16 protein-coding genes and 2 rRNA genes (1 of these 18 cut by a window edge) are annotated in these 23,737 nt (G+C 70.4%); 10 read left to right on the top strand and 8 right to left on the bottom strand.

Annotated features, from left to right (window positions below):
* Both DDJ31_RS15600 and rrf read left to right on the top strand, forming a co-directional pair.
* Positions 1-2,523: ribosomal RNA gene (locus DDJ31_RS15600) — 23S ribosomal RNA — on the top strand; it begins 598 nt to the left of the window's first position.
* A 98-nt stretch (positions 2,524-2,621) separates the two neighbouring features.
* Positions 2,622-2,738: ribosomal RNA gene (gene rrf / locus DDJ31_RS15595) — 5S ribosomal RNA — on the top strand.
* 125 nt (positions 2,739-2,863) lie between these two features.
* Here the strand turns inward: rrf and DDJ31_RS15590 are convergent.
* From DDJ31_RS15590 to DDJ31_RS15570, 5 genes are read right to left on the bottom strand one after another with little or no spacing between them, the layout of a single operon-like run.
* Complete coding sequence (locus DDJ31_RS15590) at positions 2,864-4,174, bottom strand: DUF58 domain-containing protein (RefSeq protein WP_127179685.1); 1,311 nt, start codon at positions 4,172-4,174, stop codon at positions 2,864-2,866.
* The gene (locus DDJ31_RS15585; protein WP_127182773.1) at positions 4,174-5,163 is read right to left on the bottom strand and encodes an AAA family ATPase; all 990 of its coding nucleotides are present in this window, start codon (positions 5,161-5,163) and stop codon (positions 4,174-4,176) included. The genes DDJ31_RS15590 and DDJ31_RS15585 overlap by 1 nt, the downstream gene beginning before the upstream one ends.
* Positions 5,163-6,359: a DUF4350 domain-containing protein gene (locus DDJ31_RS15580; RefSeq protein WP_127179686.1), complete on the bottom strand. Its 1,197-nt coding sequence runs from the start codon at positions 6,357-6,359 to the stop codon at positions 5,163-5,165. The genes DDJ31_RS15585 and DDJ31_RS15580 overlap by 1 nt, the downstream gene beginning before the upstream one ends.
* Complete coding sequence (locus tag DDJ31_RS15575; protein ID WP_127179687.1) at positions 6,356-7,135, bottom strand: DUF4129 domain-containing protein; 780 nt, start codon at positions 7,133-7,135, stop codon at positions 6,356-6,358. Before DDJ31_RS15575 ends, DDJ31_RS15580 begins: the two co-directional genes overlap by 4 nt.
* 4 nt (positions 7,136-7,139) lie before the next feature.
* Positions 7,140-8,456 (bottom strand): glycerophosphoryl diester phosphodiesterase membrane domain-containing protein, encoded by a 1,317-nt coding sequence (locus DDJ31_RS15570; RefSeq protein WP_127179688.1) that lies wholly within the window; start codon positions 8,454-8,456, stop codon positions 7,140-7,142.
* Positions 8,457-8,596: 140 nt separating this feature from the next.
* Between DDJ31_RS15570 and mtnA the strand changes: the two genes are divergently transcribed.
* The 7 genes from mtnA (at position 8,597) to DDJ31_RS15535 (ending at position 17,350) form a co-directional block, all read left to right on the top strand.
* Positions 8,597-9,739 (top strand): S-methyl-5-thioribose-1-phosphate isomerase, encoded by a 1,143-nt coding sequence (gene mtnA, locus DDJ31_RS15565; RefSeq protein ID WP_127179689.1) that lies wholly within the window; start codon positions 8,597-8,599, stop codon positions 9,737-9,739.
* A gap of 15 nt (positions 9,740-9,754) precedes the next feature.
* Positions 9,755-10,432 (top strand): two-component system response regulator MtrA, encoded by a 678-nt coding sequence (gene mtrA, locus DDJ31_RS15560; protein ID WP_009333493.1) that lies wholly within the window; start codon positions 9,755-9,757, stop codon positions 10,430-10,432.
* 1 nt (position 10,433) lies between these two features.
* Positions 10,434-12,479: an MtrAB system histidine kinase MtrB gene (gene mtrB, locus DDJ31_RS15555; protein ID WP_127179690.1), complete on the top strand. Its 2,046-nt coding sequence runs from the start codon at positions 10,434-10,436 to the stop codon at positions 12,477-12,479.
* Positions 12,469-14,304, top strand: a complete 1,836-nt coding sequence (locus DDJ31_RS15550; RefSeq protein ID WP_240678195.1) for an LpqB family beta-propeller domain-containing protein — start codon at positions 12,469-12,471, stop codon at positions 14,302-14,304. The genes mtrB and DDJ31_RS15550 overlap by 11 nt, the downstream gene beginning before the upstream one ends.
* A 221-nt stretch (positions 14,305-14,525) precedes the next feature.
* The gene (locus tag DDJ31_RS15545; RefSeq protein WP_127179692.1) at positions 14,526-15,395 is read left to right on the top strand and encodes a ComF family protein; all 870 of its coding nucleotides are present in this window, start codon (positions 14,526-14,528) and stop codon (positions 15,393-15,395) included.
* A 313-nt stretch (positions 15,396-15,708) separates the two neighbouring features.
* Positions 15,709-16,401, top strand: a complete 693-nt coding sequence (hpf, locus tag DDJ31_RS15540; RefSeq protein WP_240678196.1) for a ribosome hibernation-promoting factor, HPF/YfiA family — start codon at positions 15,709-15,711, stop codon at positions 16,399-16,401.
* A 202-nt stretch (positions 16,402-16,603) separates the two neighbouring features.
* Complete coding sequence (locus DDJ31_RS15535; RefSeq protein WP_127179693.1) at positions 16,604-17,350, top strand: response regulator; 747 nt, start codon at positions 16,604-16,606, stop codon at positions 17,348-17,350.
* A gap of 147 nt (positions 17,351-17,497) precedes the next feature.
* On the opposite strand, the gene DDJ31_RS15530 is transcribed toward DDJ31_RS15535, so the two are convergent.
* Both DDJ31_RS15530 and DDJ31_RS15525 read right to left on the bottom strand, forming a co-directional pair.
* Positions 17,498-18,670 carry a winged helix-turn-helix domain-containing protein gene (locus DDJ31_RS15530; protein ID WP_127179694.1) on the bottom strand — a complete coding sequence of 391 codons (1,173 nt, stop codon included), beginning with the start codon at positions 18,668-18,670 and terminating at the stop codon, positions 17,498-17,500.
* A 215-nt stretch (positions 18,671-18,885) separates the two neighbouring features.
* Positions 18,886-19,464, bottom strand: a complete 579-nt coding sequence (locus DDJ31_RS15525) for a GNAT family N-acetyltransferase (RefSeq protein ID WP_127179695.1) — start codon at positions 19,462-19,464, stop codon at positions 18,886-18,888.
* A 291-nt stretch (positions 19,465-19,755) separates the two neighbouring features.
* Here DDJ31_RS15525 and secA point away from each other — a divergent pair, with 291 nt between their 5' ends.
* Positions 19,756-22,599 carry a preprotein translocase subunit SecA gene (secA, locus tag DDJ31_RS15520; protein ID WP_127179696.1) on the top strand — a complete coding sequence of 948 codons (2,844 nt, stop codon included), beginning with the start codon at positions 19,756-19,758 and terminating at the stop codon, positions 22,597-22,599.
* 159 nt (positions 22,600-22,758) lie between these two features.
* On the opposite strand, the gene DDJ31_RS15515 is transcribed toward secA, so the two are convergent.
* Complete coding sequence (locus tag DDJ31_RS15515; protein ID WP_127179697.1) at positions 22,759-23,460, bottom strand: Rv3235 family protein; 702 nt, start codon at positions 23,458-23,460, stop codon at positions 22,759-22,761.
* Between the last annotated feature and the right edge of the window lie 277 nt (positions 23,461-23,737).

Genomic DNA, 23,737 nt, shown 5'->3' with positions numbered 1-23,737 from the left:
AAACCGTGTGCCTACAAGCCGTGGGAGCGTCGGACATCAGCTTGCTGGTGTCTCGTGACTGCGTGCCTTTTGAAGAATGAGCCTGCGAGTTTGCGGTGTGTTGCGAGGTTAACCCGTGTGGGGAAGCCGTAGCGAAAGCGAGTCCGAACAGGGCGTTTCAGTAGCATGCTCAAGACCCGAAGCGGAGTGATCTAGCCATGGGCAGGTTGAAGCGGAGGTAAGACTTCGTGGAGGACCGAACCCACCAGGGTTGAAAACCTGGGGGATGACCTGTGGTTAGGGGTGAAAGGCCAATCAAACTCCGTGATAGCTGGTTCTCCCCGAAATGCATTTAGGTGCAGCGTCGTGTGTTTCTTGCCGGAGGTAGAGCACTGGATAGGCGATGGGCCCTACCGGGTTACTGACCTTAGCCAAACTCCGAATGCCGGTAAGTGAGAGCGCGGCAGTGAGACTGTGGGGGATAAGCTCCATGGTCGAGAGGGAAACAGCCCAGAGCATCGACTAAGGCCCCTAAGCGTACGCTAAGTGGGAAAGGATGTGGAGTCGCACAGACAACCAGGAGGTTGGCTTAGAAGCAGCCACCCTTGAAAGAGTGCGTAATAGCTCACTGGTCTAGTGATTCCGCGCCGACAATGTAGCGGGGCTCAAGCGTACCGCCGAAGTCGTGTCATTCATACTATAGGGCCAACGCCTGTATGGATGGGTAGGGGAGCGTCGTCTGCCGGGTGAAGCAGCCGCGGAAGCGAGTTGTGGACGGTTGACGAGTGAGAATGCAGGCATGAGTAGCGATACACACGTGGGAAACGTGTGCGCCGATTGACTAAGGGTTCCTGGGTCAAGCTGATCTGCCCAGGGTAAGTCGGGACCTAAGGCGAGGCCGACAGGCGTAGTCGATGGATAACCGGTTGATATTCCGGTACCCGCTGTGAAGCGTCAAACATCGAGCATCGTGATGCTAAGGCCGTGAAGCCGCCCTGATCTCTTCGGAGTTGAGGGGAGTGGTGGAGCCGCCGGACCAAGCGGTTAGTAGGTGAGTGATGGGGTGACGCAGGAAGGTAGTCCATCCCGGGCGATGGTAGTCCCGGGGTAAGGGTGTAGGCCGTGCGGTAGGTAAATCCGTCGCACACATGGCTGAGACCTGATGCCGAGCCGATTGTGGTGAAGTGGATGATCCTATGCTGTCGAGAAAAGCCTCTAGCGAGTTTCATGGCGGCCCGTACCCTAAACCGACTCAGGTGGTCAGGTAGAGAATACCGAGGCGTTCGGGTGAACTATGGTTAAGGAACTCGGCAAAATGCCCCCGTAACTTCGGGAGAAGGGGGGCCACGTCTGGTGATCCGTTTTACACGGTGAGCTGGGGGTGGCCGCAGAGACCAGCGAGAAGCGACTGTTTACTAAAAACACAGGTCCGTGCGAAGCCGTAAGGCGATGTATACGGACTGACGCCTGCCCGGTGCTGGAACGTTAAGGGGACCGGTTAGTCGAGATTCGTCTCGGCGAAGCTGAGAACTTAAGCGCCAGTAAACGGCGGTGGTAACTATAACCATCCTAAGGTAGCGAAATTCCTTGTCGGGTAAGTTCCGACCTGCACGAATGGCGTAACGACTTCTCGACTGTCTCAACCATAGGCCCGGTGAAATTGCACTACGAGTAAAGATGCTCGTTTCGCGCAGCAGGACGGAAAGACCCCGGGACCTTTACTACAGTTTGATATTGGTGTTCGGTTCGGCTTGTGTAGGATAGCTGGGAGACTTTGATCATCGGACGCCAGTTCGGTGTGAGTCGTCGTTGAAATACCAGTCTGGTCGTGCTGGATGTCTAACCTGGGTCCGTGATCCGGATCAGGGACAGTGTCTGATGGGTAGTTTAACTGGGGCGGTTGCCTCCTAAAGAGTAACGGAGGCGCCCAAAGGTTCCCTCAGCCTGGTTGGTAATCAGGTGTTGAGTGTAAGTGCACAAGGGAGCTTGACTGTGAGACCGACGGGTCGAGCAGGGACGAAAGTCGGGACTAGTGATCCGGCGGTGGCTTGTGGAAGCGCCGTCGCTCAACGGATAAAAGGTACCCCGGGGATAACAGGCTGATCTTCCCCAAGAGTCCATATCGACGGGATGGTTTGGCACCTCGATGTCGGCTCGTCGCATCCTGGGGCTGGAGTCGGTCCCAAGGGTTGGGCTGTTCGCCCATTAAAGCGGTACGCGAGCTGGGTTTAGAACGTCGTGAGACAGTTCGGTCCCTATCCGCTGTGCGCGTAGGAGTCTTGAGAAGGGCTGTCCCTAGTACGAGAGGACCGGGACGGACGAACCTCTGGTGTGCCAGTTGTCCTGCCAAGGGCATGGCTGGTTGGCTACGTTCGGGAGGGATAACCGCTGAAAGCATCTAAGCGGGAAGCCTGCTTCGAGATGAGGACTCCCACCCACTTGATGGGTTAAGGCTCCCAGTAGACGACTGGGTTGATAGGCCGGATCTGGAAGCACGGTAACGTGTGGAGGTGACCGGTACTAATAGGCCGAGGGCTTGTCCTCAGTTGCTCGCGTCCACTGTGTTGGTTCTGAAACCACGAACAGCCCCACACCTGAACCCGCTGGGTTGGTTGTGGTGTGGCTGGATAGTTTCATAGTGTTTCGGTGGTTATAGCGTGAGGGAAACGCCCGGTTACATTCCGAACCCGGAAGCTAAGCCTTTCAGCGCCGATGGTACTGCAGGGGGGACCCTGTGGGAGAGTAGGACGCCGCCGAACAATTTTTGGGGAGAGCCCCGCACCGTATGGTGCGGGGCTCTCTTCGTTTCAGGTGTGGTGACGGATCGAGAGATCGGTCTATTCAGGGGCTCCTTGCGGAGCCCCTTTTTCTTTTACGGGATTCCTTACAGGCGGCCGGCCGCCTTCAGCGCCAGATACGCGTCCGCCAGCGCCGGCGCCAGATCGTCCGGCGTCTCGTCGACCACCGTCACACCGTGCCTGCGGAGCTGTTCCGCGGTGCGGCGGCGTTCGCTCTGCGCCTGGGCCGCCGCAGCGGCCTCGTACACCGCCTCCGTGTCACCCCGGGCCTCGGACATACGGGCGACATACGGATCCGCCACCGACGCCACCAGGACCGTATGGCGCTGGGTGAGCTGGGAGAGCACCGGAAGCAGGCCCTCCTCCACCGGGGCCGCGTCCAGGCTCGTCAGGAGCACGATCAGCGAGCGGCGACGGGCCGTGCGCAGAGCCGTCGCGGTGAGACCCCTGGCGTCCAGCTCCACCAGCTCGGGTTCGAGGGTCGCCATCGCCGTCACGAGAGACGGAAGGACATCGCGGGCCGAGCGGCCCTGGACCAGGGCGCGCACCCGGCGGTCGAAGGCCAGGAGATCGACGCGGTCCCCGGCGCGGGAGGCCAGCGCCCCCAGGAGAAGGGCCGCGTCCATGGAGGCGTCAAGGCGCGGCACATCGCCGACCCGGCCCGCCGACGTGCGTCCGGTGTCCAGGACCACGAGGATGTGCCGGTCGCGCTCCGGACGCCAGGTGCGGACCGCGACCGTGGCGTGGCGAGCCGTCGCACGCCAGTCGATCGAGCGGGTGTCGTCACCAGGAACGTACTCGCGCAGGCTGTCGAACTCCGTGCCCTCGCCCCTGGTCAGGACGCTGGTGCGGCCGTCGAGCTCGCGGAGCCTGGCGAGCTTCGCGGGGAGGTGCTTGCGGCTGGTGAACGGCGGCAGGACCCGTACCGTCCAGGGAACCCGGTGGGTGCCCTGGCGGGTGAACAGGCCGAGCGGGCCCGCCGAGCGGATCGTCACACGGTCCGTCCGGCGGTCGCCGCGGCGGGTCGGGCGCAGACGGGTCGTGACGCGGCGGCGTTCACCCGCGGGCACGGTCAGACGGTGGCGGGAGGCCGCCACCTCCGTCCCCGGCTCCCAGCTGCTGGGCGGCCAGGCGTCGCGGAGCTGGGCGCGGAGCGGGCGGCCCGACGGGTTGGTGACCGTGAGGGTGACATCGGCTCCCTCGCCCAGCCGTACCGAGGCGTCGCCCGAGCGGGACAGGCCGAGCCGGCGTACCGGCGCGGCCAGCGCGAAATCGCAGGCGCAGGCCACCGCGAGCGGCGCGTTCACCGCGAGGATGCCCGTCCAACCGGGATCCCACAGGCCGACGGGGAGCGAGCCGAGGGCCGCGAGGAGCGCGGCGCGTCCGGTGAACGCCATCAGCGGGGGACGGGGACGTGGGCGAGGATCGCGTTGATGACGGAGTCCGCCGTCACCCCCTCCATCTCCGCCTCGGGGCGCAGCTGCACCCGGTGGCGGAGGGTGGGCAGGGCGAGGGCCTTCACGTCGTCGGGGGTCACGTAGTCGCGGCCGGTCAGCCAGGCCCACGCGCGGGCCGTGGAGAGCAGGGCCGTCGCGCCGCGCGGGGACACCCCGAGGGTGAGGGACGGGGACTCGCGGGTGGCCCGGCAGATGTCGACCACATAGGCGGTGATCTCCGGGGAGACGGTCGTCTTGGCGACGGCCGCGCGCGCGGCCTCCAGGTCGGCGGGGCCCGCGACGGGGCGCACGCCTGCGGCCTTGAGGTCGCGCGGGTTGAAACCGTCGGCGTGGCGGGTGAGGACGTCGATCTCGTCCTGCCGGGACGGCAGCGGGATCGTCAGCTTCAAGAGGAAACGGTCCAGCTGGGCCTCGGGGAGCGGGTACGTGCCCTCGTACTCGACCGGGTTCTGGGTCGCGGCGACCAGGAACGGGTCGGGGAGGGCGCGCGCGGTGCCGTCGACGGTGACCTGGCGTTCCTCCATCGCCTCGAGGAGGGACGACTGCGTCTTCGGCGGGGTGCGGTTGATCTCGTCGGCCAGCAGCAGGTTGGTGAAGACCGGGCCGGGCTGGAACGAGAACTCGGCGCTGCGGGTGTCGTAGACGAGGGAGCCCGTGATGTCGCTCGGCATCAGGTCCGGGGTGAACTGGACGCGTTTGGTGTCGAGTTCGAGCGCGGACGCGAGGGCGCGGACGAGCAGCGTCTTGGCGACTCCCGGGACCCCTTCGAGGAGTACGTGGCCGCGGCAGAGGAGGGCGACGACGAGGCCGGTCACGGCGGGATCCTGGCCGACCACGGCCTTGGCGATCTCGGCGCGCAGGGCCTCCAGGGAGGCGCGGGCACTGCCCTGGTCCCCGGTCGGCCCGGCGTTGTCAGTGGTCGGGTCCATCATGGACGGCGTACCTCTCTTTCGAGGGCGTCGAGTTGGTCGGTGAGGGAGACGAGCGCCTTGTCGTCGCCCGGCGGCGGCCCGAAGAGGAGGGTCCGCAGGGCCTGGCCGTCACCGTGGAGGTGGGCGGACAGGGCGGGGAGCAGGGCCTCGGGCGTGTGCGCCTGGGAGACGGGGACGCCTACGAGAGGGGCGAGGCGGGTGCGGGTGGCGGAGCGCAGAGCGGTCGCGGCGCGGTCGCGGGCGTTCGCCTTGCGGTAGAGGCGGGCCCGGCCTTCGACGGTCTCGGAGGCGCGGATCGCCACGGGGAGTCTCTCGGGCACCAGCGGGCCGAACCTGCGTGCCCGCCAGAGGGCGGCGAGTGCTGCCGCGATGAAGAGTTGCAGCGTGCCCCAGAGCCAGCCCGAGGGCAGCAGATCCATGAAGTCCTGCTCGCCGCCCGCGCCGGTGGCCGAGGAGTCGGAGAGGGAGGGGAGGTACCAGACCAGATGGGGGCGGGAGCCGAGGAGTTGGAGGGCGAGCGAGGCGTTGCCCTGCTTGTCGAGACGTTCGTTGAAGAGGATGTCGGGCGCCCCGAGGACGACGGTGTCGCCGTCCCCGGTGCTGTCCGGCACCCGCAGCAGGGTGGCCAGGCGCTGGCTGGGGTAGCAGGCGTCGGCGCCCAGGTGGGTGGTGGTGTAGCGGAGGCCGCCGGTGTCGGCGGGGCCCGCGCGCCGGGCCGCGGGCAGGTCGCACCGCGGGTCGCGTGCCGAGACCTCGCTGGTGGCGGGGTCCGCGGTGACGTCCGGGACGAGGCGCTCCACGGAGGCGCTGCCCGGGGCGAGCAGGACGGTGCGTCCGCCGGAGCCGTCGAGGGCCTTGCGCAGGCGCGTCTGCTGGCTCCGCGTCAGCAGGTCGGGGACGGTGACGAGGACGGTGGTGTCGGGGCCGGCCGCGGTGAGGGCCTGGTCGAGGGTGCCGACCGTGCGCGTGGAGACGCCGTCGGCGGCGAGGAGTTCGGCGACGGCGCGGCTGCCGTAGGGGTCGACGGAGCGCGGGTCGAGGACGCCGTGCTTGCTGTCGGAGCGGATCACGGCGATCACGACGGCCGCCGTCAGCAGCAGCACGACGGCGAGCGTGACGCCCCGCGCGCGGGTCCACACCTGGCGGACGCCGAGGGCGGAGGAGGTGGTCGGGAGCGTGGCCTCGGTGGTCATTCGGCGGCCCCCTTGTGGGCGTGGGCGGCCGTGCTGCTCGCGAGGCGGGGCCTGGCGCGTTCGAGGTCGCGGTCGAGGTCGGCGATGCGCTGGTACGACGTCGGTGTCGCGCTGCGTCCGCCGTATGTGACGTCGTCGAAGTCCCGGGCGGCGGTGCGCAGTCGCGCCGCGTGGGAGGGCAGCGGGCGGCCCGCGGCGGTGGCGGCCTCGTCGGCGGTGCGGCCGGGGCGGACGTCGAGGAGCGCGCGTTCCTCCAGGGACCTGACGATGGCGCGCATGCGTTCCTGGACGGCCCGGTTCCAGTGGCCCTGGGCGGCGTGCGCCTCGGCGGCCGAGCGGTGTTCGGCGGCGCTGCGGGGACGGTCGTCGAAGAGGACGGCGGCCGAGACCGGGTGGCGCCGCGGGGTGCCGAGGCGCCACCAGAGGGCGCCGATCACGGCGAGGACGGCGACGATGACGACGATCAGGCCGACCGTCCCGCCGGGTGTGGCCGACGCGGCGGTTTCGAACAGTTTGCCGATCCAGTCCCAGAACGCGTTGAGGGCGCGTTCGACCAGGCTGGGATCGTTCTCGTGGTACATGCCCTTGGACAGCTCGTGCCGGGCCGCCTCCCGCGCGGGGTCGCGGGGGACGGTGAGCGGCGGCTGGTCGCCCGAGGCGGTCAGCAGGGACCGTACGGATGGGCCGGCGGCGCGCGGCAGGGCGCGTGCGGCCGGTTCGGTGGCGTCCGGCAGGGCTGCCGGTGCCGTGGTGAGTGCTCCCCCCGCCAGGCTCACCGCATCATCCTCCCGCGCCGGCTTCGGCGCCGTAGCCCTGGACGCCCGCGGCGCGGGCCAGTTCGAGGTCGAGGCCCTCGCGGCGGATGCGCTGGTCGACGTAGAGCAGCACGGTCACGCCCGCGGTGATCGGGAACGTGATCATGGAGCCGATCACCGAGCCGATGCCGCTGACGATGAGGAACGTCCAGCCCAGGCCGCTGGATTCGTCGAGGAGGCCGACGAAGCCGCCGTCGGCGGCGAGGGCGCCGATGACGCTGAAGGGCAGGACGACGAGGGACGAGACGAGGTTCGCGATGATCGTCGCGAGGAGCTGGATGCCGAAGACGCGCCACCAGGAGCCCCTGACGAGCTTGGCGGAGCGCCGCATCGAGGTGCCGATGCCCTGCTTCTCCAGCATCAGGGTGGGGGAGGCCAGCGAGAAGCGGATCATCAGCCAGAGCGCGAGGGCCGCGCCGGCCAGGCAGCCGAGCCCGATGAGGGCGGCTCCCGCGTCGCCCCAGCCGGAGACGGCGACGATGATGCCCGGCACGGCGCCGATCAGGACCAGGCCGAACACGATGGCGAGCAGCAGAAGGATCAGCCCGAACAGCTTCGGCAGCTGCGGGCGGGCGTCGCGCCAGGCCTCGCCGGTGGTGACGGGCTTGCCGAGGACGGCCCGGCTGGTGACGGTCGTCAGCAGCGCGGTCGCCACGACGGTGCCGATGAGCGCGATCAGGGAGACGGCGCCGAGGCCGAGCAGCGCGTTGCCCATCGCGCGGAAGACCTCCTGGGAGGAGGCGTTCGGGTCGTCGAGGTCCATCGTGCGGGAGGCGTCGTCGAGGACCAGGCCCTGGAGCAGGATGACGACGACCTGGGTGACGACCGCGACGGTCAGCGAGATGCCGAGGACCGTGCGCCAGTGGGTGCGCATGGTGGAGACGGCGCCGTCGAGGATCTCGCCCACGCCGAGCGGGCGGAGCGGGATCACGCCGGGCTTGGCCGCGGGCGGCGGGCCGCCCCAGCCGCTTCCCCAGCCGCCGCCGTAGGGCCCTGGGCCGCCGGGGCCTCCGTAGCCGCCCTGGCCTGCTCCCCAGCCGCCCGCGGGGCCGGTGGGGGGCGTGCCGCCCCAGCCCTGGCCGGTCGACGGCGGCTGCGCCTGGCCGGGGACCTGGGCGCCGGTGGGCGCGGACCACTGGCCTGCGGGCGGCTGGTCCTTGGACCACTTCACGCCCTGGCCGTCGGACTGGCGGCCCTGCTGGTCGGCGGGGTCGGAGGTGCCGGGCTCGTGCCCGTCGGACGGGGCAGATCCGGGCGACGCCCAGCCCGGAGTGTCGTTCATCGTCGCTCCTTCACGGTGCCCGTCCGCGGTCGCGGCGGCAGGTTGGCTGCCATCGTGCCATGGGGTGGTCATCGCGGTACCGGCCGCGGTGTGCGCTGGACACCTTCAATTGTCCGGCGTGCACGGGGCAGACTGATCGCATGGCTGATCAGCAGGCGCGAACCGGCGAGAACAGCAGGCCCACCGAGATACCGGCGATCCGTTGGGAGGAGCCACCCGAAGGTCCCGTCCTGGTCCTTCTCGACCAGACCAGGTTGCCCGCCGAGGAGGTCGAGCTGGTCTGCACGGACGCGTCCGCGCTGGTGGAGGCGGTCCGGTCGCTCGCCGTGCGGGGAGCGCCGTTGCTCGGCATCGCGGGGGCGTACGGCGTCGCGCTCGCCGCCGCGCGCGGGTTCGACGTGGACGAGGCGGCGAACGCGCTGGCCGGGGCCCGGCCCACCGCGGTGAACCTGGCCCTCGGGGTGCGCAGGGCGCGGGAGGCGCACCGGGCCGAGTTCGCCAGGAGCGGCGAGGAGGGGTCGGCCGCCGCGGCGGCGCTGGCCGCCGCGCGGCGGCTGCACGCGGAGGACGCGGCGGCGAGTGTCCGGATGGCGGAGCACGGTCTGGCGCTGCTGGGTGAGCTGCTGCCCGGCGGCGGGCACCGGATCCTCACGCACTGCAACACCGGGGCGCTGGTGTCGGGCGGTGAGGGGACGGCGTTCGCGGTGGCCCTCGCGGCGCACCGGGCGGGCGAGCTGCGCAGACTCTGGGTGGACGAAACGCGTCCCTTGCTGCAAGGTGCTCGCCTGACGGCATACGAGGCGGCTCGCAGCGGCATGGCGTACACCTTGCTCACGGACAACGCGGCCGGCTCGCTGTTCGCGTCCGGTGAGGTGGACGCGGTGCTGATCGGGGCGGACCGTATCGCGGCCGACGGTTCGGTGGCCAACAAGGTGGGGAGCTATCCGCTCGCCGTGCTCGCCCGGTATCACCACGTGCCGTTCATCGTGGTGGCGCCGGTGACGACGGTCGATCTCCGGACGCCGGACGGCGCTTCCATCGAGGTGGAGCAGCGTCCGGGGTTCGAGGTGACCGAGATCACCACGCCGCAGGGGGCGGTGGCGGGAGCGGGAGGCGGGATTCCGGTGGCACCCCTGGGGACCCAGGCGTACAACCCGGCGTTCGATGTGACGCCGCCCGAGCTGGTGACCGCGATCGTCACGGAAGAGGGCGCCGTTTCGCCCGTGACGGCAGAGGCTCTTGCTGAGCTGTGTGCCAGGTCACGCCAGGTAACGATTAGCTAATGGGATGATGTCGTTATGAAGGGACGAGTCCTTGTCGTCGACGACGACACCGCACTTGCCGAGATGCTCGGCATCGTGCTGCGTGGTGAGGGTTTTGAGCCGTCTTTCGTAGCCGACGGTGACAAGGCGTTGGCCGCTTTTCGGGAGGCCAAGCCGGATCTGGTGCTCCTCGACCTGATGCTGCCCGGTCGGGACGGCATCGAGGTGTGCCGTCTGATCAGGGCGGAGTCCGGGGTGCCCATCGTGATGCTGACGGCGAAGAGTGACACCGTCGATGTCGTCGTGGGCCTCGAGTCCGGGGCGGACGACTACATCGTCAAGCCGTTCAAGCCGAAGGAGCTGGTGGCCCGGATCCGGGCCAGGCTGCGCCGGTCGGAGGAGCCGGCGCCCGAACAGCTCGCCATAGGTGACCTGGTCATCGATGTGGCGGGGCACTCGGTGAAGCGGGACGGTCAGTCGATCGCGCTGACACCGCTGGAGTTCGACCTGCTGGTGGCGCTGGCCCGCAAGCCGTGGCAGGTGTTCACCCGTGAGGTGCTGCTCGAGCAGGTCTGGGGTTACCGGCACGCCGCCGACACCCGGCTGGTCAACGTGCATGTGCAGCGGCTGCGTTCCAAGGTCGAGAAGGACCCGGAGCGGCCGGAGATCGTGGTGACCGTCCGCGGGGTCGGTTACAAGGCAGGGCCGAGCTGACATGTCCGGTGACAGTGCCGCTCCGGCGCACGGGCGCGACGGGGCCCGCGCGGGGCGGCCTGTCGGCCGGAGCCCGGCCGGCTCCCGCTGGGGGCGCCTGCCGGCGGGCGGCCTGTTGCAGGGCGGGGTCCAGGGCAGTCCGGTGCTGCGGCTCCTCATGCGCTGGCTGCGCAGGCCGCTGCTGCCGGTCATGCGGCTGTGGCGGCGCAACATCCAGCTCAAGGTCGTCGTCACGACCCTGCTGATGTCGCTCGGCGTGGTGCTGCTGCTGGGCTTCGTCGTCATCGGGCAGGTCCGCAACGGGCTGCTCGACGCCAAGGTGAAGGCGTCCCAGTCCCAGGCCACCGGTGGTTTCGCGGTGGCCAAGCAGCGCGCCGACGAGGCCGCCGCGGGCACGGCCGACGACCCCACCTCGCCCGACGGCCGCTCCTCGCAGAACGTGATCGCGTGGATGAGCGACCTGGTCTCGTCGCTGTCCAGCGGCGGCCAGGGCGCCTTCGACGTCGTCACGCTGCCCGCGGGCGACGACAGCGGCCCCGCGCGCGGACCGCGTGCCTCCGGCGGCATCGACCCGACGGTGAGCGTGCCCGAGAACCTGCGCGCGCGGATCAACGACAGCACCGCCGCGTCCCAGCGCTACACACGGATCATCTACAAGGACTCCGACAAGGAGTCCCAGCCCGCGCTGGTCATCGGCAAGCAGGTCAACGACCCGAACGGCGACCCCTACCAGCTGTACTACCTCTTCCCGCTCACCCAGGAGGAGAAGTCGCTGAGCCTGGTCAAGGGCACGCTGGCGACGGCGGGGCTCTTCGTCGTCGTGCTTCTCGGGGCGATCGCCTGGCTGGTGGTGCGGCAGGTCGTCACGCCGGTGCGGATGGCGGCCGGGATCGCCGAGCGGCTCTCCGCCGGACGGCTCCAGGAGCGGATGAAGGTCACCGGCGAGGACGACATCGCGCGGCTCGGCGAGGCCTTCAACAAGATGGCGCAGAACCTCCAGCTGAAGATCCAGCAGCTGGAGGACCTCTCGCGGATGCAGCGGCGGTTCGTGTCGGACGTCTCGCACGAGCTGCGCACCCCGCTGACCACCGTGCGGATGGCCGCCGACGTCATCCATGAGGCGCGGGTGGACTTCGATCCGGTGACCGCGCGCTCGGCCGAGCTGCTCGCCGACCAGCTGGACCGGTTCGAGTCGCTCCTCGCCGACCTGCTGGAGATCAGCCGGTTCGACGCGGGCGCCGCGGCGCTCGAGGCGGAGGCGATAGACCTCCGTGAGGTCGTGCGCCGGGTCGTCAGCGGGGCCGAGCCGCTCGCCGAGCGCAAGGGGACCGCGATACGGATCGTCGGCGACCAGCAGCCCGTGGTCGCCGAGGCGGACGCGCGGCGGGTGGAGCGGGTGCTGCGCAACCTCGTCGTCAACGCCGTGGAGCACGGCGAGGGCAAGGACGTCATCGTGAAACTGGCGTCGGCGGGCGGGGCGGTCGCCGTCGCCGTCCGCGACTACGGCGTGGGGCTCAAGCCCGGCGAGGCCACCCGGGTCTTCAGCCGCTTCTGGCGGGCCGACCCGGCACGCGCGCGTACCACCGGCGGCACCGGACTCGGTCTGTCGATCGCCCTGGAGGACGCGCGGCTGCACGGCGGCTGGCTCCAGGCGTGGGGGGAGCCGGGCGGCGGTTCGCAGTTCCGGCTGACGCTGCCGAGGACCGCGGACGAGCCGCTGCGGGGCTCGCCGATACCCCTGGAACCCAAGGACTCCCGCCGCAACCGTGAGCTGAAGGCCGCCGGGCTGCCGCGTGAGGGCGCCGCCAAGGCCGCCACCGTGCCCGTACAGCCCGCCGGGGACCAGAGGCCGCAGCTCGCCCCCAGGAGCACCGGCGCGGGCGCCACGGCCGATCCCACGGCGTTGCCGGGCAACGGCGCGCGCGTGGTGCCGCGACCGGTGTCGGGCGCTCGGCGCCCGGAGGGGGCGCGCGAGGAGACCGAGGGGCGCGCGGACACCGCGCAGGACGGCTCGCACACGCATGGGGAGGCATTTCGTGGGCGCTGACCGCCCGGAGGACGCCCGGCGCGGCTACGCGCGCGTGCTGACGTACGCCGCCTGCGGTGTCGTCCTCCTCTCGGGGTGCGCGTCGATGCCCGACAGCGGGGATCTGCGCGGGGTGGACTCCACGCCACGGCAGGACACCCAGGTGCGGGTGTTCGCGATGCCGCCGCAGGAGGACGCCCAGCCCTCGGACATCGTCTCCGGCTTCCTGGAGGCGCTGACCAGCGACGACCCGCTCTACTCGACGGCCAGGCAGTATCTGACCGAGCGGGCCTCGAAGACCTGGCGGCCCGGCCAGTCCGTGACGGTCCTCGCGGACGGCCCCGGCATGGTGGCCGACAGCAACCGGGACGGCCGCGACGCCACCGACGACCTGGCCTTCCACCTGGCGGGCACGAAGGTCGCCACCGTGGACGCCCAGGACTCGTACGCGCCCGCGGGCGGCGCCTACGACGCGCCCGTGCACCTCGCGCGGGACGCCAAGACCAAGCAGTGGCGCATCGACGGCCTGCCGCAGGGCGTCGTCATGGGGAAGTCGGACTTCCAGCGCATCTACATGTCCGTCGACAAGTACTTCTTCGCCTCGAACACCGTCGCGGGCGCCGCCGAGCAGACCTCGGCGGTCGCCGACCCGGTGTACGTGCGTCGGCGTGTGGACCCCGTGACGGAGCTGGTCCGGTCGGTGCTCAGCGGGCCCACCCGGTGGCTCGACCCCGTGGTGCGCACGGGCTTCCCCACCGGGACCGGCCTCCAGAAGGGCGTCACCGCGCTGACGCCCGACGACCAGAACAAGCTCACCGTGCCGCTGAACGCCAACGCGGCCCGGGTCGGCGCCACCAAGTGCGCCGAGATGGCCGCCCAGTTGCTGTTCTCCCTGCAGGGCCTCACCCCGGCCGTCGACCAGGTCGAACTGCGGTCGGGCTCGCAGCGCCTGTGCTCGCTCGACGAGGAACACGCGGACGACGTCGCCCTCCGCGGCTCGCGGCGCCACCCCGACTACCTGTACTTCCTCGACAGCAAGAACCGGCTGGTCCGGCTGCCGTCCGGGAGCACCGGCACCCGGCCTGACCCGGTGCCGGGCGCGCTCGGCGAGGGCGGCAGGCCGCTGCGGTCCGTCGCCGTGGCCAGGGACGAGCACTCCGCCGCCGCCGTCACGACCGACGGCCGCGAACTGTACGTCACCTCCCTGGTGTCGGGCGGTTCGCTCGGGGACCCCGTGCTGGTCAGCCACGGCGCCACCGACGACGACCGGCTGACGGCGCCCAGTTGGGACGCGCGCGGCGACCTGTGGGTGGCCGACCGGGACACCGCGGACCCGAGGCTGCTCCTGCTGGAGCAGGGCGCGGGTGAACCCGTCGTCGTCAAGGCACCGCGCCTGGACGGGCGGATCCAGGACGTCAAGGTCGCCGCCGACGGTGTCCGGATCGCGCTCGTGGTGACCAAGGGCGACAAGAAGTCGCTGCTCATCGGGCGTATCGAACGCACCGGCGAGACGGGCGAGAAGCCGACCGTCTCGGTGCTCGAACTGCACTCCGCGACACCGGACTTCGAGGACGTGACGACCATGTCGTGGGCCGGCGACAGCCGCCTCGTGGTGGTCGGACGCGAACAGGGCGGCGTGCAGACCACGCGGTACGTCCAGGTCGACGGCTCCACACCCGAGGGGTCGGCGCCCGCGGCGTTGTCCGGCGTCAAGGAGATCACCGCCGCCGAGGACGACCGGCTGCCGCTGGTGGCCTACTCCGAGGATGGGATCGTGCGGCTCCAGGCCGGCGCGCAGTGGCAGAAGGTGGTCTCGGACGGGACGACGCCGGTCTATCCCGGCTGAGACGGCCGGTCTGTCCTGGCTGACGGCTGACGGCTGACGGCTGACGGCTGACGGCTGACGGCTGACCCGGCCGGTCCGTCCCGGCCGACGTGGCTGAGACGGCCTGTCTGTCCTGGCCGGGACACCTGTGGGTGACGGTCGGCCGCCGGGCCGGGGCGTTGTCCACAGGGAGTTGTCCACAGGGGTGGCCGGTCCGGTGCCGCTGCCGCACAGTGGTGGACATGCGGGGGCTGTGGCGGGACCTGACCGACCTGGTGCTGCCGGCCGAGTGCGGAGGCTGCGGGGCGCCTCGCACGGCGCTCTGCCCGGGGTGCCGTGCCGCGCTGGGCGCATCCGTACCCGGCCGGGTACGGCCCGAGGTCGAGCAGCCCGGCCTGCCCCTGGTGCACGCCAAGGCCCGGTACGCGGACGAGGTACGGGCGCTGCTGCTCGCGCACAAGGAGCGGGGCGCCCTCGGCCTCCGGGGACCCCTGGGCGCGGCCCTCGCGGCAGCCGTCAGGTCGGCGCTGCGGGAGGCGGCGCACGAGGGCGCCACGGACCCGGGTGGGGGTGCGCCGGTGCTGTTGGTGCCGGTGCCGTCCGCGCGGGCCGCGGTGCGGGCGCGGGGGCACGACCCGGCGCGGCGGATCGCGCTCGCGGCGGCCGGGGAGCTGCGGCGCACCGGGACACCGGCCCGGGTGCTCGCGGCGCTCGGCCAGCGCCGCGCGGTGTCCGACCAGGCGGGACTGGACGCCCGGCAGCGGACGGCCAACCTCGCGGGCGCGCTCGCCGTCGCCCCCGGAGTGGAACGGCTGCTGCACGGCGGCCCGGTGGTGCTCGTCGACGACCTCATGACGACGGGCGCCTCGCTCACCGAGGCGGCGCGCGCGGTGGCGCGGGCGACAGCGCGAACGGAGGTGCTGACCGAATGGGCCGTGTACGACGCCGAGAGCCGGGAAGGCAGAGGAGAACGAACGACTGGACGAGACGACGGAGAGGCCCTGCGGACGGGCGCCGGGCCGGAGATGCGGGGTAAGGGCGGTGCCGGAACAGTGGTCTGCGCGGCAGTGGTCGCGGCAGCACCGGACTCTTTCGAAATAAACCGGAACTGATCGAGATCTTGCATCGTTGCAGGTAATGAGAGGGCCAATTCACCTGAACGGAGGTACGGCTCAGTAGAGGGTGACGACATACCTCCGGGCGAGATATGTTCGGTTGTGAGGAAAAGGCGCTGGCCCGTACCTCATCTGTCCGAACGCCGTGTCGCGGTTTTTTCGCCCATCACCCGAGCCGGCGGGACAGAGATCTTTCCCGCGGGGGAGGAGGTGGAAGTCACCCAGTCCGAGGTTCCGGTGAAACCGGAGCTTGGTGCGAAAGGGAGACGCTCCGCCACTGAAGCGGAGCTATCCGGGAACGGAGTTCTGCGTGGACATCGTCGTCAAGGGCCGCAAGACCGAGGTGCCCGAGCGGTTCCGCAAGCACGTGGCCGAGAAGCTGAAGCTGGAGAAGATCCAGAAGCTCGACGGCAAGGTGATCAGCCTCGACGTCGAGGTGTCCAAGGAGCCCAACCCCCGACAGGCCGACCGATGCGACCGAGTGGAGATCACGCTCCGCTCCCGCGGTCCGGTGATCCGGGCGGAGGCGGCGGCCAATGACCCGTACGCGGCACTCGACCTGGCTGCCGAGAAGCTGGACGCCCGGCTGCGCAAGCAGCACGACAAGAGGTTCTCGCGCCGTGGCGCGCGCCGGATCCCGGCGGCCGAGGTCGCCGACCACGTCCCGGACGCGGCCACGCTCGACATCAACGGCGACCCCGTCCACGACGACGAGCCGGACGGCGTCCCCACCAGGAAGATCGGCTCGCTCGAGGTGAAGGGCGACGGGCCCCTCATCGTCCGCGAGAAGACCCACGTCGCGTCACCGATGTCTCTCGACCAGGCCCTCTACGAGATGGAACTGGTCGGCCACGACTTCTACTTGTTCGTCGACTCCGAGACCAAGGAACCGAGCGTCGTCTACCGGCGGCACGCCTACGACTACGGCGTCATCCACCTGAGCACCGATCCGATGGTCGCGCAGGCAGAACCCCCCGCCGCAGGGGGCACGCTGGGCGGCTGACCCGCCCGGCTGACAGCTGAGCCGGTGCCCCTGGAGCGCGTGTGCGCCCCCAGGGGCACCGGCGTGCGACCACTTCGCGCCCCGCACTGTCACCGGGTTGCCGTCCAGGCATGGAATCATGGCCGCAACGGCTCAACCGGTGGGCCGTTGCCTTGGGTTGGCGATGGCGCTCGACGGGCCACGGCCTTCAGGGGGAGGAACGATGGCGGACAGCTTCGGACCGATGCGGGACGAGGATGCCGACGGCGGCGTCGTCGGGATGGGCCCCGACACGGGCACTCCACGCAAGGAGCCGATCAGAGTGCTGGTCGTCGACGACCACGCGCTGTTCCGCCGGGGCCTGGAGATCGTGCTCGCGGCCGAGGAGGACATCCAGGTCGTCGGCGAGGCGGGGGACGGCGCGGAGGCCGTCGACAAGGCCGCCGACCTGCTGCCCGACATCGTGCTGATGGACGTCCGGATGCCCAAGCGCGGTGGCATCGAGGCGTGCACCTCCATCAAGGAGGTGGCACCCAGCGCGAAGATCATCATGCTGACGATCAGCGACGAGGAAGCCGACCTCTACGAGGCGATCAAGGCGGGCGCGACCGGATATCTCCTCAAGGAGATCTCCACCGACGAGGTCGCCACCGCCATCCGCGCGGTCGCCGACGGCCAGTCGCAGATCAGCCCGTCCATGGCGTCGAAACTCCTCACCGAGTTCAAGTCGATGATCCAGCGCACCGACGAGCGCAGGCTCGTCCCCGCCCCGCGGCTCACCGACCGTGAGCTGGAAGTGCTCAAGCTGGTGGCCACCGGAATGAACAACCGGGATATCGCCAAGGAGTTGTTCATCTCCGAGAACACCGTGAAGAACCACGTGCGCAACATCCTGGAGAAGCTTCAGCTGCACTCCAGGATGGAGGCCGTGGTCTACGCGATGCGGGAGAAGATCCTGGAGATCCGGTAGGGACCGCCCCAGCGGATCCGCCGGATTCACCATTCACCGGATCCGCCGGACCCGCCGGATTCGCCGAGCGGCCGACCGTGTGCGACGGGCGGTCTGATCAGCCGTGCCGGACGCGACCGGCACGGCGATCCGCCGGGCGGCCCGGCCTCAGCCCAGCAGTCGCGCCACCTCGCGGGCGAGCGGCTCGCGCAGCTCGGGCGCGTCGACCCGTTCCACCCGGACCTCCGGGCAGCCCACCCAGCCCGCCGCCTCCACCAGTGCCTGCGCCACGCCAGGGACCGCCTTCGGGCCGTCCAGCGTGACCTGCCTGGCCACCAGGGTGGTGCCCTCGCGCGCCGGGTCCACCCGGCCCACCAGACGGCCGCCGGACAGCACCGGCATCGCGAAGTAGCCGTGCACCCGCTTCGGCTTGGGGACGTAGGCCTCCAGGCGGTGTATGAAGCCGAAGATCCGCTCCGTGCGCGCCCGCTCCCACACCAGGGAGTCGAACGGTGACAGCAGGGTGGTGCGGTGACGGCCCCGCACCGGTGTCGCCAGCGCCTCGGGGTCGGCCCAGGCGGGCTTGGCCCAGCCCTCGACCGTGACCGGCACCAGACCGGAGTCGGCGATCACCGACTCCACCTGGTCCGCCTTGAGCCGGTGGTAGTCGGCGATGTCCGCGCGCGTGCCGACGCCGAGCGACTGGCCGGCGAGGGCGACCAGGCGGCGCAGGCACTCCCTGTCGTCCAGCTCGTCGTGGAGCAGCTCGCCCGGGATCGCGCGCTCGGCGAGGTCGTAGACCCGCTTCCAGCCGCGCCGCTCCACACACACCACCTCGCCGTACATCAGGGCCCGCTCCACGGCGATCTTGGTGCCCGACCAGTCCCACCACTCGCTGGTGCGCTTGGCGCCGCCCAACTCCGTCGCAGTGAGCGGGCCTTCGGTGCGCAGCTGCTTGATGACCTGGTCGTAGGTGCCGTCCGGCAGGTCGTGGCTCCAGTGCGGGCGGCCACGGTAGGCGCGGCGGCGGAAGGCGAAGTGCGGCCACTCCTCGATCGGCAGGATGCACGCGGCGTGCGACCAGTACTCGAAGGCGTGGGTGTCCTTCCAGTAGGCGTCCTCGACCGTCGCGCGGCCGACCGCGCCCAGGCGCGCGTACGGGATCAGCTCGTGGGAGCGGGCCAGGACCGAGATCGTGTCCAACTGGACGGCGCCGAGATGACGCAGGACGCCGCGGACCCCGCCCCGGCGGTCGGGTGTGCCGACGAAACCCTGGGCGCGCAGGGCGATGCGCCGAGCCTCGTCGGCCGAGAGAGTGGTGCTGGGGCGCGGAGTCGTCATGGTCCGCACGATAGTGGGTGGCACTGACAACACGGCCTGAGCTGCGGGTCCGTGGGCCGTCGGCTGATCTTCCACGAGGACCGGCCGACGACAAGGCCCGGCACAAGGACCGGCCGACCACGAGGACCGGCCGGACGCGAGGAGCGGGCGACGCGATGGTCGGCGACGAGATGCGCGCGCGGGTGCGTGTGGACGCGCGTTGGCCGGTCCCGTGGTCAGGAGTGCCGGGTGGGCGTCGGCAGGTACGGCGCGGTCGACGGCAGCTCCAGGTCCGACGGGAGCAGGGAACCCACCCAGCAGTCGCGCCGCACGCCCTGGTGCACCAGGCCCGACCGCAGGACGCCCTCCAGACGGAAGCCCGCGCGTTCCGCCACCGCGCGCGAGGGGGCGTTGCCGATCTCCGCGCGCCACTCCACGCGGTCGACCGCGAGGTCGACGAAGGCCCAGCGGGTCACGGCGCGCACGGCCTCGGTGACGAAGCCCCGGCCGCGGTGCTCCTTGGCGGCCCAGTAGCCGATCTCCGCCGAGCTGAGGGAGCGCATGCTCAGGCCGAGCATGCCCGCCAGCTCTCCCTGGGGGAGGAAGAGGCCGAAGGTGAACGTGGAGCCGTTCGCCCACCCTTCGGGGACGATCTCCTCGGTGAAGCTGCGCGCGTGCTCGGGGAGATAGGGCGAGGGAAGGGTGGTCCAGCGCAGGATGTCGGTGTCCTGGGCCGCCGCGTACACCGCGTCGGTGTCCCGCGGACCGACCGTGCGCAGAAGGAGACGGGGCGTCGTGAGCGTCACGGGTTCCATCGGCCGATTCTGCTGCCGGGATGCACGAGACCGCCATCTTTTTGCCGTGTGTGAGCGAGTGATCACAATTCGCGCACATCGTGGACCGGACGCGGCACCATCCGAGGGCCTGGGCCGTTGTTCCCTCTAAGCGGTGTACGCGCGATGTGAGATCGCCGTGCGAAACAGGGCACGGTCGTGGTCGCGGCAGGCCTCCCGGCCCGGCGGGGTCCTCGCATACGATGGCCGTTGCTCAGTAAGCCCCATGGAAACCGACCGTCCCAGGCCCGACCGGCAAGGAGACCAACCCCCGTGTCCGTCCTCTCGAAGATCATGCGTGCAGGCGAAGGCAAGATCCTGCGCAAGCTGCACCGCATTGCGGACCAGGTCAACTCCATCGAAGAGGACTTTGTCGACCTCTCCGACGCCGAGCTGCGGGCCCTCACCGATGAGTACAAGCAGCGTTACGCCGACGGGGAGAGCCTGGACGACCTGCTCCCCGAGGCCTTCGCCACCGTGCGCGAGGCCGCCAAGCGCGTCCTCGGCCAGCGTCACTACGACGTGCAGCTGATGGGCGGCGCCGCGCTGCACCTCGGCTATGTCGCCGAGATGAAGACCGGTGAGGGCAAGACCCTGGTCGGCACCCTGCCCGCGTACCTGAACGCGCTGTCGGGCGAAGGCGTCCACCTCATCACGGTCAACGACTACCTGGCCGAGCGCGACTCCGAGATGATGGGCCGCGTCCACAAGTTCCTGGGCCTCGAGGTCGGCTGCATCCTGGCCAACATGACCCCGGCGCAGCGCCGCGAGCAGTACGAGTGCGACATCACGTACGGCACGAACAACGAGTTCGGCTTCGACTACCTGCGCGACAACATGGCGTGGGCCAAGGACGAACTGGTCCAGCGCGGCCACAACTTCGCCATCGTCGACGAGGTCGACTCCATCCTGGTCGACGAGGCCAGGACGCCGCTGATCATCTCGGGACCGGCCGACCAGGCCACCAAGTGGTACGGCGACTTCGCCAAGCTCGTCACGCGCCTGAAGAAGGGCGAGGCGGGCAACCCCCTCAAGGGCGTCGAGGAGACCGGCGACTACGACGTCGACGAGAAGAAGCGCACGGTCGCGATCCACGAGTCCGGCGTCGCCAAGGTCGAGGACTGGCTGGGCATCGACAACCTCTACGAGTCGGTGAACACCCCCCTGGTCGGCTACCTGAACAACGCCATCAAGGCCAAGGAACTCTTCAAGAAGGACAAGGACTACGTCGTCATCGACGGCGAGGTCATGATCGTCGACGAGCACACCGGCCGTATCCTCGCCGGCCGCCGCTACAACGAGGGCATGCACCAGGCGATCGAGGCGAAGGAAGGGGTGGACATCAAGGACGAGAACCAGACGCTCGCCACGATCACCCTCCAGAACTTCTTCCGCCTCTACAAGCGCCACAACCACCAGGGCAAGGAGATGCCCGGCCTCTGCGGCATGACCGGTACGGCCATGACCGAGGCCGCCGAGTTCCACCAGATCTACAAGCTCGGCGTCGTGCCCATCCCGACCAACCGGCCGATGGTCCGCAAGGACCAGTCCGACCTGATCTACCGCACCGAGATCGCGAAGTTCGAGGCGGTCGTCGACGACATCGTCGAGAAGCACGAGAAGGGCCAGCCGATCCTCGTCGGTACGACGTCGGTCGAGAAGTCCGAGTACCTCTCGCAGCAGCTCTCCAAGCGCGGTGTGCAGCACGAGGTGCTCAACGCCAAGCAGCACGACCGGGAGGCGACGATCGTCGCCCAGGCGGGCCGCAAGGGCGCCGTGACCGTCGCCACCAACATGGCCGGCCGCGGTACCGACATCAAGCTCGGCGGCAACCCCGAGGACCTCGCGGAGGCGGAGCTGCGGCAGCGCGGCCTCGACCCCGAGGAGCACATCGAGGAGTGGGCGCAGGCGCTGCCGGCCGCCCTGAAGAACGCCGAGCAGGCGGTGCGGACCGAGTTCGAGGAGGTCAAGGACCTCGGCGGGCTCTACGTCCTGGGCACCGAGCGGCACGAGTCGCGCCGCATCGACAACCAGCTCCGCGGTCGTTCCGGCCGGCAGGGCGACCCCGGCGAGTCCCGGTTCTACCTCTCCCTCGGCGACGACCTGATGCGCCTGTTCAAGGCCCAGATGGTCGAGCGCGTGATGTCGATGGCGAACGTCCCCGACGACGTGCCGATCGAGAACAAGATGGTCACGCGCGCGATCGCGTCCGCCCAGTCGCAGGTCGAGCAGCAGAACTTCGAGACCCGCAAGAACGTCCTCAAGTACGACGAGGTCCTCAACCGGCAGCGCGAGGTCATCTACGGCGAGCGGCGGCGGGTGCTGGAGGGCGAGGACCTGGAGGAGCAGGTCCAGCACTTCATGAACGACACGATCGACGCGTACATCGGCGCGGAGACCGCCGAGGGCTTCCCCGAGGACTGGGACCTGGAGCGGCTGTGGGGCGCCTTCAAGCAGCTCTACCCGGTGAAGATCACCGTCGATGAGCTGGAGGAGGCGGCGGGCGACCGGGCCGGTCTCACCGCCGAGTTCATCTCCGAGTCCATCAAGGACGACATCCGCGAGCAGTACGAGTCGCGTGAGGCGCAGCTCGGCTCCGAGATCATGCGGGAGCTGGAGCGCCGGGTCGTGCTGTCGGTCCTTGACCGCAAGTGGCGCGAGCACCTCTACGAGATGGACTACCTCCAGGAGGGCATCGGCCTGCGCGCGATGGCGCAGAAGGACCCCCTGGTCGAGTACCAGCGCGAGGGCTTCGACATGTTCACCGCCATGATGGAGGGCATCAAGGAGGAGTCCGTCGGCTACCTGTTCAACCTGGAGGTCCAGGTCGAGCAGCAGGTCGAGGAGGTCCCGGTCGAGGACGCGCGTCCCGAGGCGGAGGCCCCGCAGGACGCGGTGCCGGCCCAGGCGGGCGCCCGGCCGGAGATCCGCGCCAAGGGCCTGGACGCCCCGCAGCGGCGCAACCTGCACTTCTCCGCGCCGACCGTGGACGGAGAGGGCGGCACCATCGAGGGCGAGCTCGTCGGTGACGACGACGTCGTGCGCTCGGAGGCCGACGGCCTCACGCGCGCGGAGCGCCGCAAGCAGTCCCGGGGCAGCCGCCGTCGCAAGAAGTGACGGCGGCCTCGCGGCGGCAGCATCAGGCGCGGCGGCGAGCGAGGCCATGACGGCGCCTGGGGCGCCGTAGCGGTTCCGGAAGGGCCGGACACCCTCGGGTGTCCGGCCCTTCGGCGTACGCCCGTGCTCAGGCCGTGGAGGGGCGGCGTACGCCCGTGCTCAGGCCGTGGCGGGGCGCCGCTCGCCCGTCTCCACGGCGGTGCAGCGCCAGCGCAGGTCCGCACCCCGCTCCAGCCGGAACGCGAGGGCGCGCAGCCGGCCGCCCGCGCCGATGCGGGCGAACGCCTCGATGGCGCCGGGGCGCGGCACGTAGTAGCCGATGTCGCGGACCACGGGCAGCGGGCCGCGGGTGCGCAGCGGGGCGCGTTCGGCGAGCAGGGTCAGGTCGTCGTAGGCGCGGCCCGCGGTGTGCCGCAGCATCCAGTGGACCGGGCGCCGGCCGCTGAGGACGGCGAGGAGCCGGTCGGCGAAGAGGTCGGTGGGGGTCGGCTGCGGGAGCGCGGGGACCCGGCGGCGCGACTGCGCGGGGACGGTGGGCAGCGGCTCGGCGACCGGGCGCGCGGTGCGCGGGGGCTCGGCCGGCGGGTGCGCGACGGCCGGGGGCCCGGCGAGCGGGAGCCCGGGGGCGCGGCGGGCGGGTGCGCCGGGGGTCGGGGTGGTGCGGGGCCGGTTGTCCGTCGGGCCGGTGGCGGTGGGGCGGGGCGTGCCGGGGGACCGCGGGGGGCCGTCGCCCGCGGGGGCCGTGCGGCGGCGTGGGCCGCCGGGGGTGCGGGGCGGGGTGCCGGACGGGCGGCGGGAGTCGCCGCGGGTCGGCGGGCGGCTGCTGGTGCGCTGTTGGGCCCTGGTCATCACCTTGTGCATAGGGATCCCCGTTCCTTGGTCCATGGCGCGGACGCCGGTCTACCAGGAAGTAACTTAGTGTCGGGGATCTTGTACGGGCTGTGAGAGCCGCTGGCAAGGACGTCCGGTGCCGGGTCGCGCGGGTGCTGACGTTCATCCGTCCGAGTGGCCGGGGGGTCGCACGGGCCCGGGAACACGGGGGCGGACCGGGTGAGTCACGGGTGCCCGGGTGGACGTTTCGCGGGGGTGGGCGGGAACCCGAAAGGAGACACCCGCACGTATCCTGAAGAACCCTCCG

It is taken from the genome of Streptomyces griseoviridis (genome assembly GCF_005222485.1).
GTDB classification, from domain to species: domain Bacteria; phylum Actinomycetota; class Actinomycetes; order Streptomycetales; family Streptomycetaceae; genus Streptomyces; species Streptomyces hintoniae.
Note: the sequence above shows the minus strand (reverse complement) of the source record. Positions and strands in the feature narration are given on the sequence as shown.

What these genes read in the sequence shown, in the direction of transcription:
- mtnA (WP_127179689.1), top strand. Translation starts at nt 8,597, where the DNA reads ATGGCTGATCAGCAGGCGCGAACCGGCGAGAACAGCAGGCCCACCGAG.
- DDJ31_RS15545 (WP_127179692.1), top strand. Translation starts at nt 14,526, where the DNA reads ATGCGGGGGCTGTGGCGGGACCTGACCGACCTGGTGCTGCCGGCCGAG.
- DDJ31_RS15525 (WP_127179695.1), bottom strand. Translation starts at nt 19,464, where the DNA reads ATGGAACCCGTGACGCTCACGACGCCCCGTCTCCTTCTGCGCACGGTC.
- mtrA (WP_009333493.1), top strand. Translation starts at nt 9,755, where the DNA reads ATGAAGGGACGAGTCCTTGTCGTCGACGACGACACCGCACTTGCCGAG.
- DDJ31_RS15590 (WP_127179685.1), bottom strand. Translation starts at nt 4,174, where the DNA reads ATGGCGTTCACCGGACGCGCCGCGCTCCTCGCGGCCCTCGGCTCGCTC.
- DDJ31_RS15530 (WP_127179694.1), bottom strand. Translation starts at nt 18,670, where the DNA reads ATGACGACTCCGCGCCCCAGCACCACTCTCTCGGCCGACGAGGCTCGG.
- DDJ31_RS15535 (WP_127179693.1), top strand. Translation starts at nt 16,604, where the DNA reads ATGGCGGACAGCTTCGGACCGATGCGGGACGAGGATGCCGACGGCGGC.
- DDJ31_RS15580 (WP_127179686.1), bottom strand. Translation starts at nt 6,359, where the DNA reads ATGACCACCGAGGCCACGCTCCCGACCACCTCCTCCGCCCTCGGCGTC.
- DDJ31_RS15570 (WP_127179688.1), bottom strand. Translation starts at nt 8,456, where the DNA reads ATGAACGACACTCCGGGCTGGGCGTCGCCCGGATCTGCCCCGTCCGAC.
- DDJ31_RS15515 (WP_127179697.1), bottom strand. Translation starts at nt 23,460, where the DNA reads ATGCACAAGGTGATGACCAGGGCCCAACAGCGCACCAGCAGCCGCCCG.
- mtrB (WP_127179690.1), top strand. Translation starts at nt 10,434, where the DNA reads ATGTCCGGTGACAGTGCCGCTCCGGCGCACGGGCGCGACGGGGCCCGC.
- DDJ31_RS15585 (WP_127182773.1), bottom strand. Translation starts at nt 5,163, where the DNA reads ATGGACCCGACCACTGACAACGCCGGGCCGACCGGGGACCAGGGCAGT.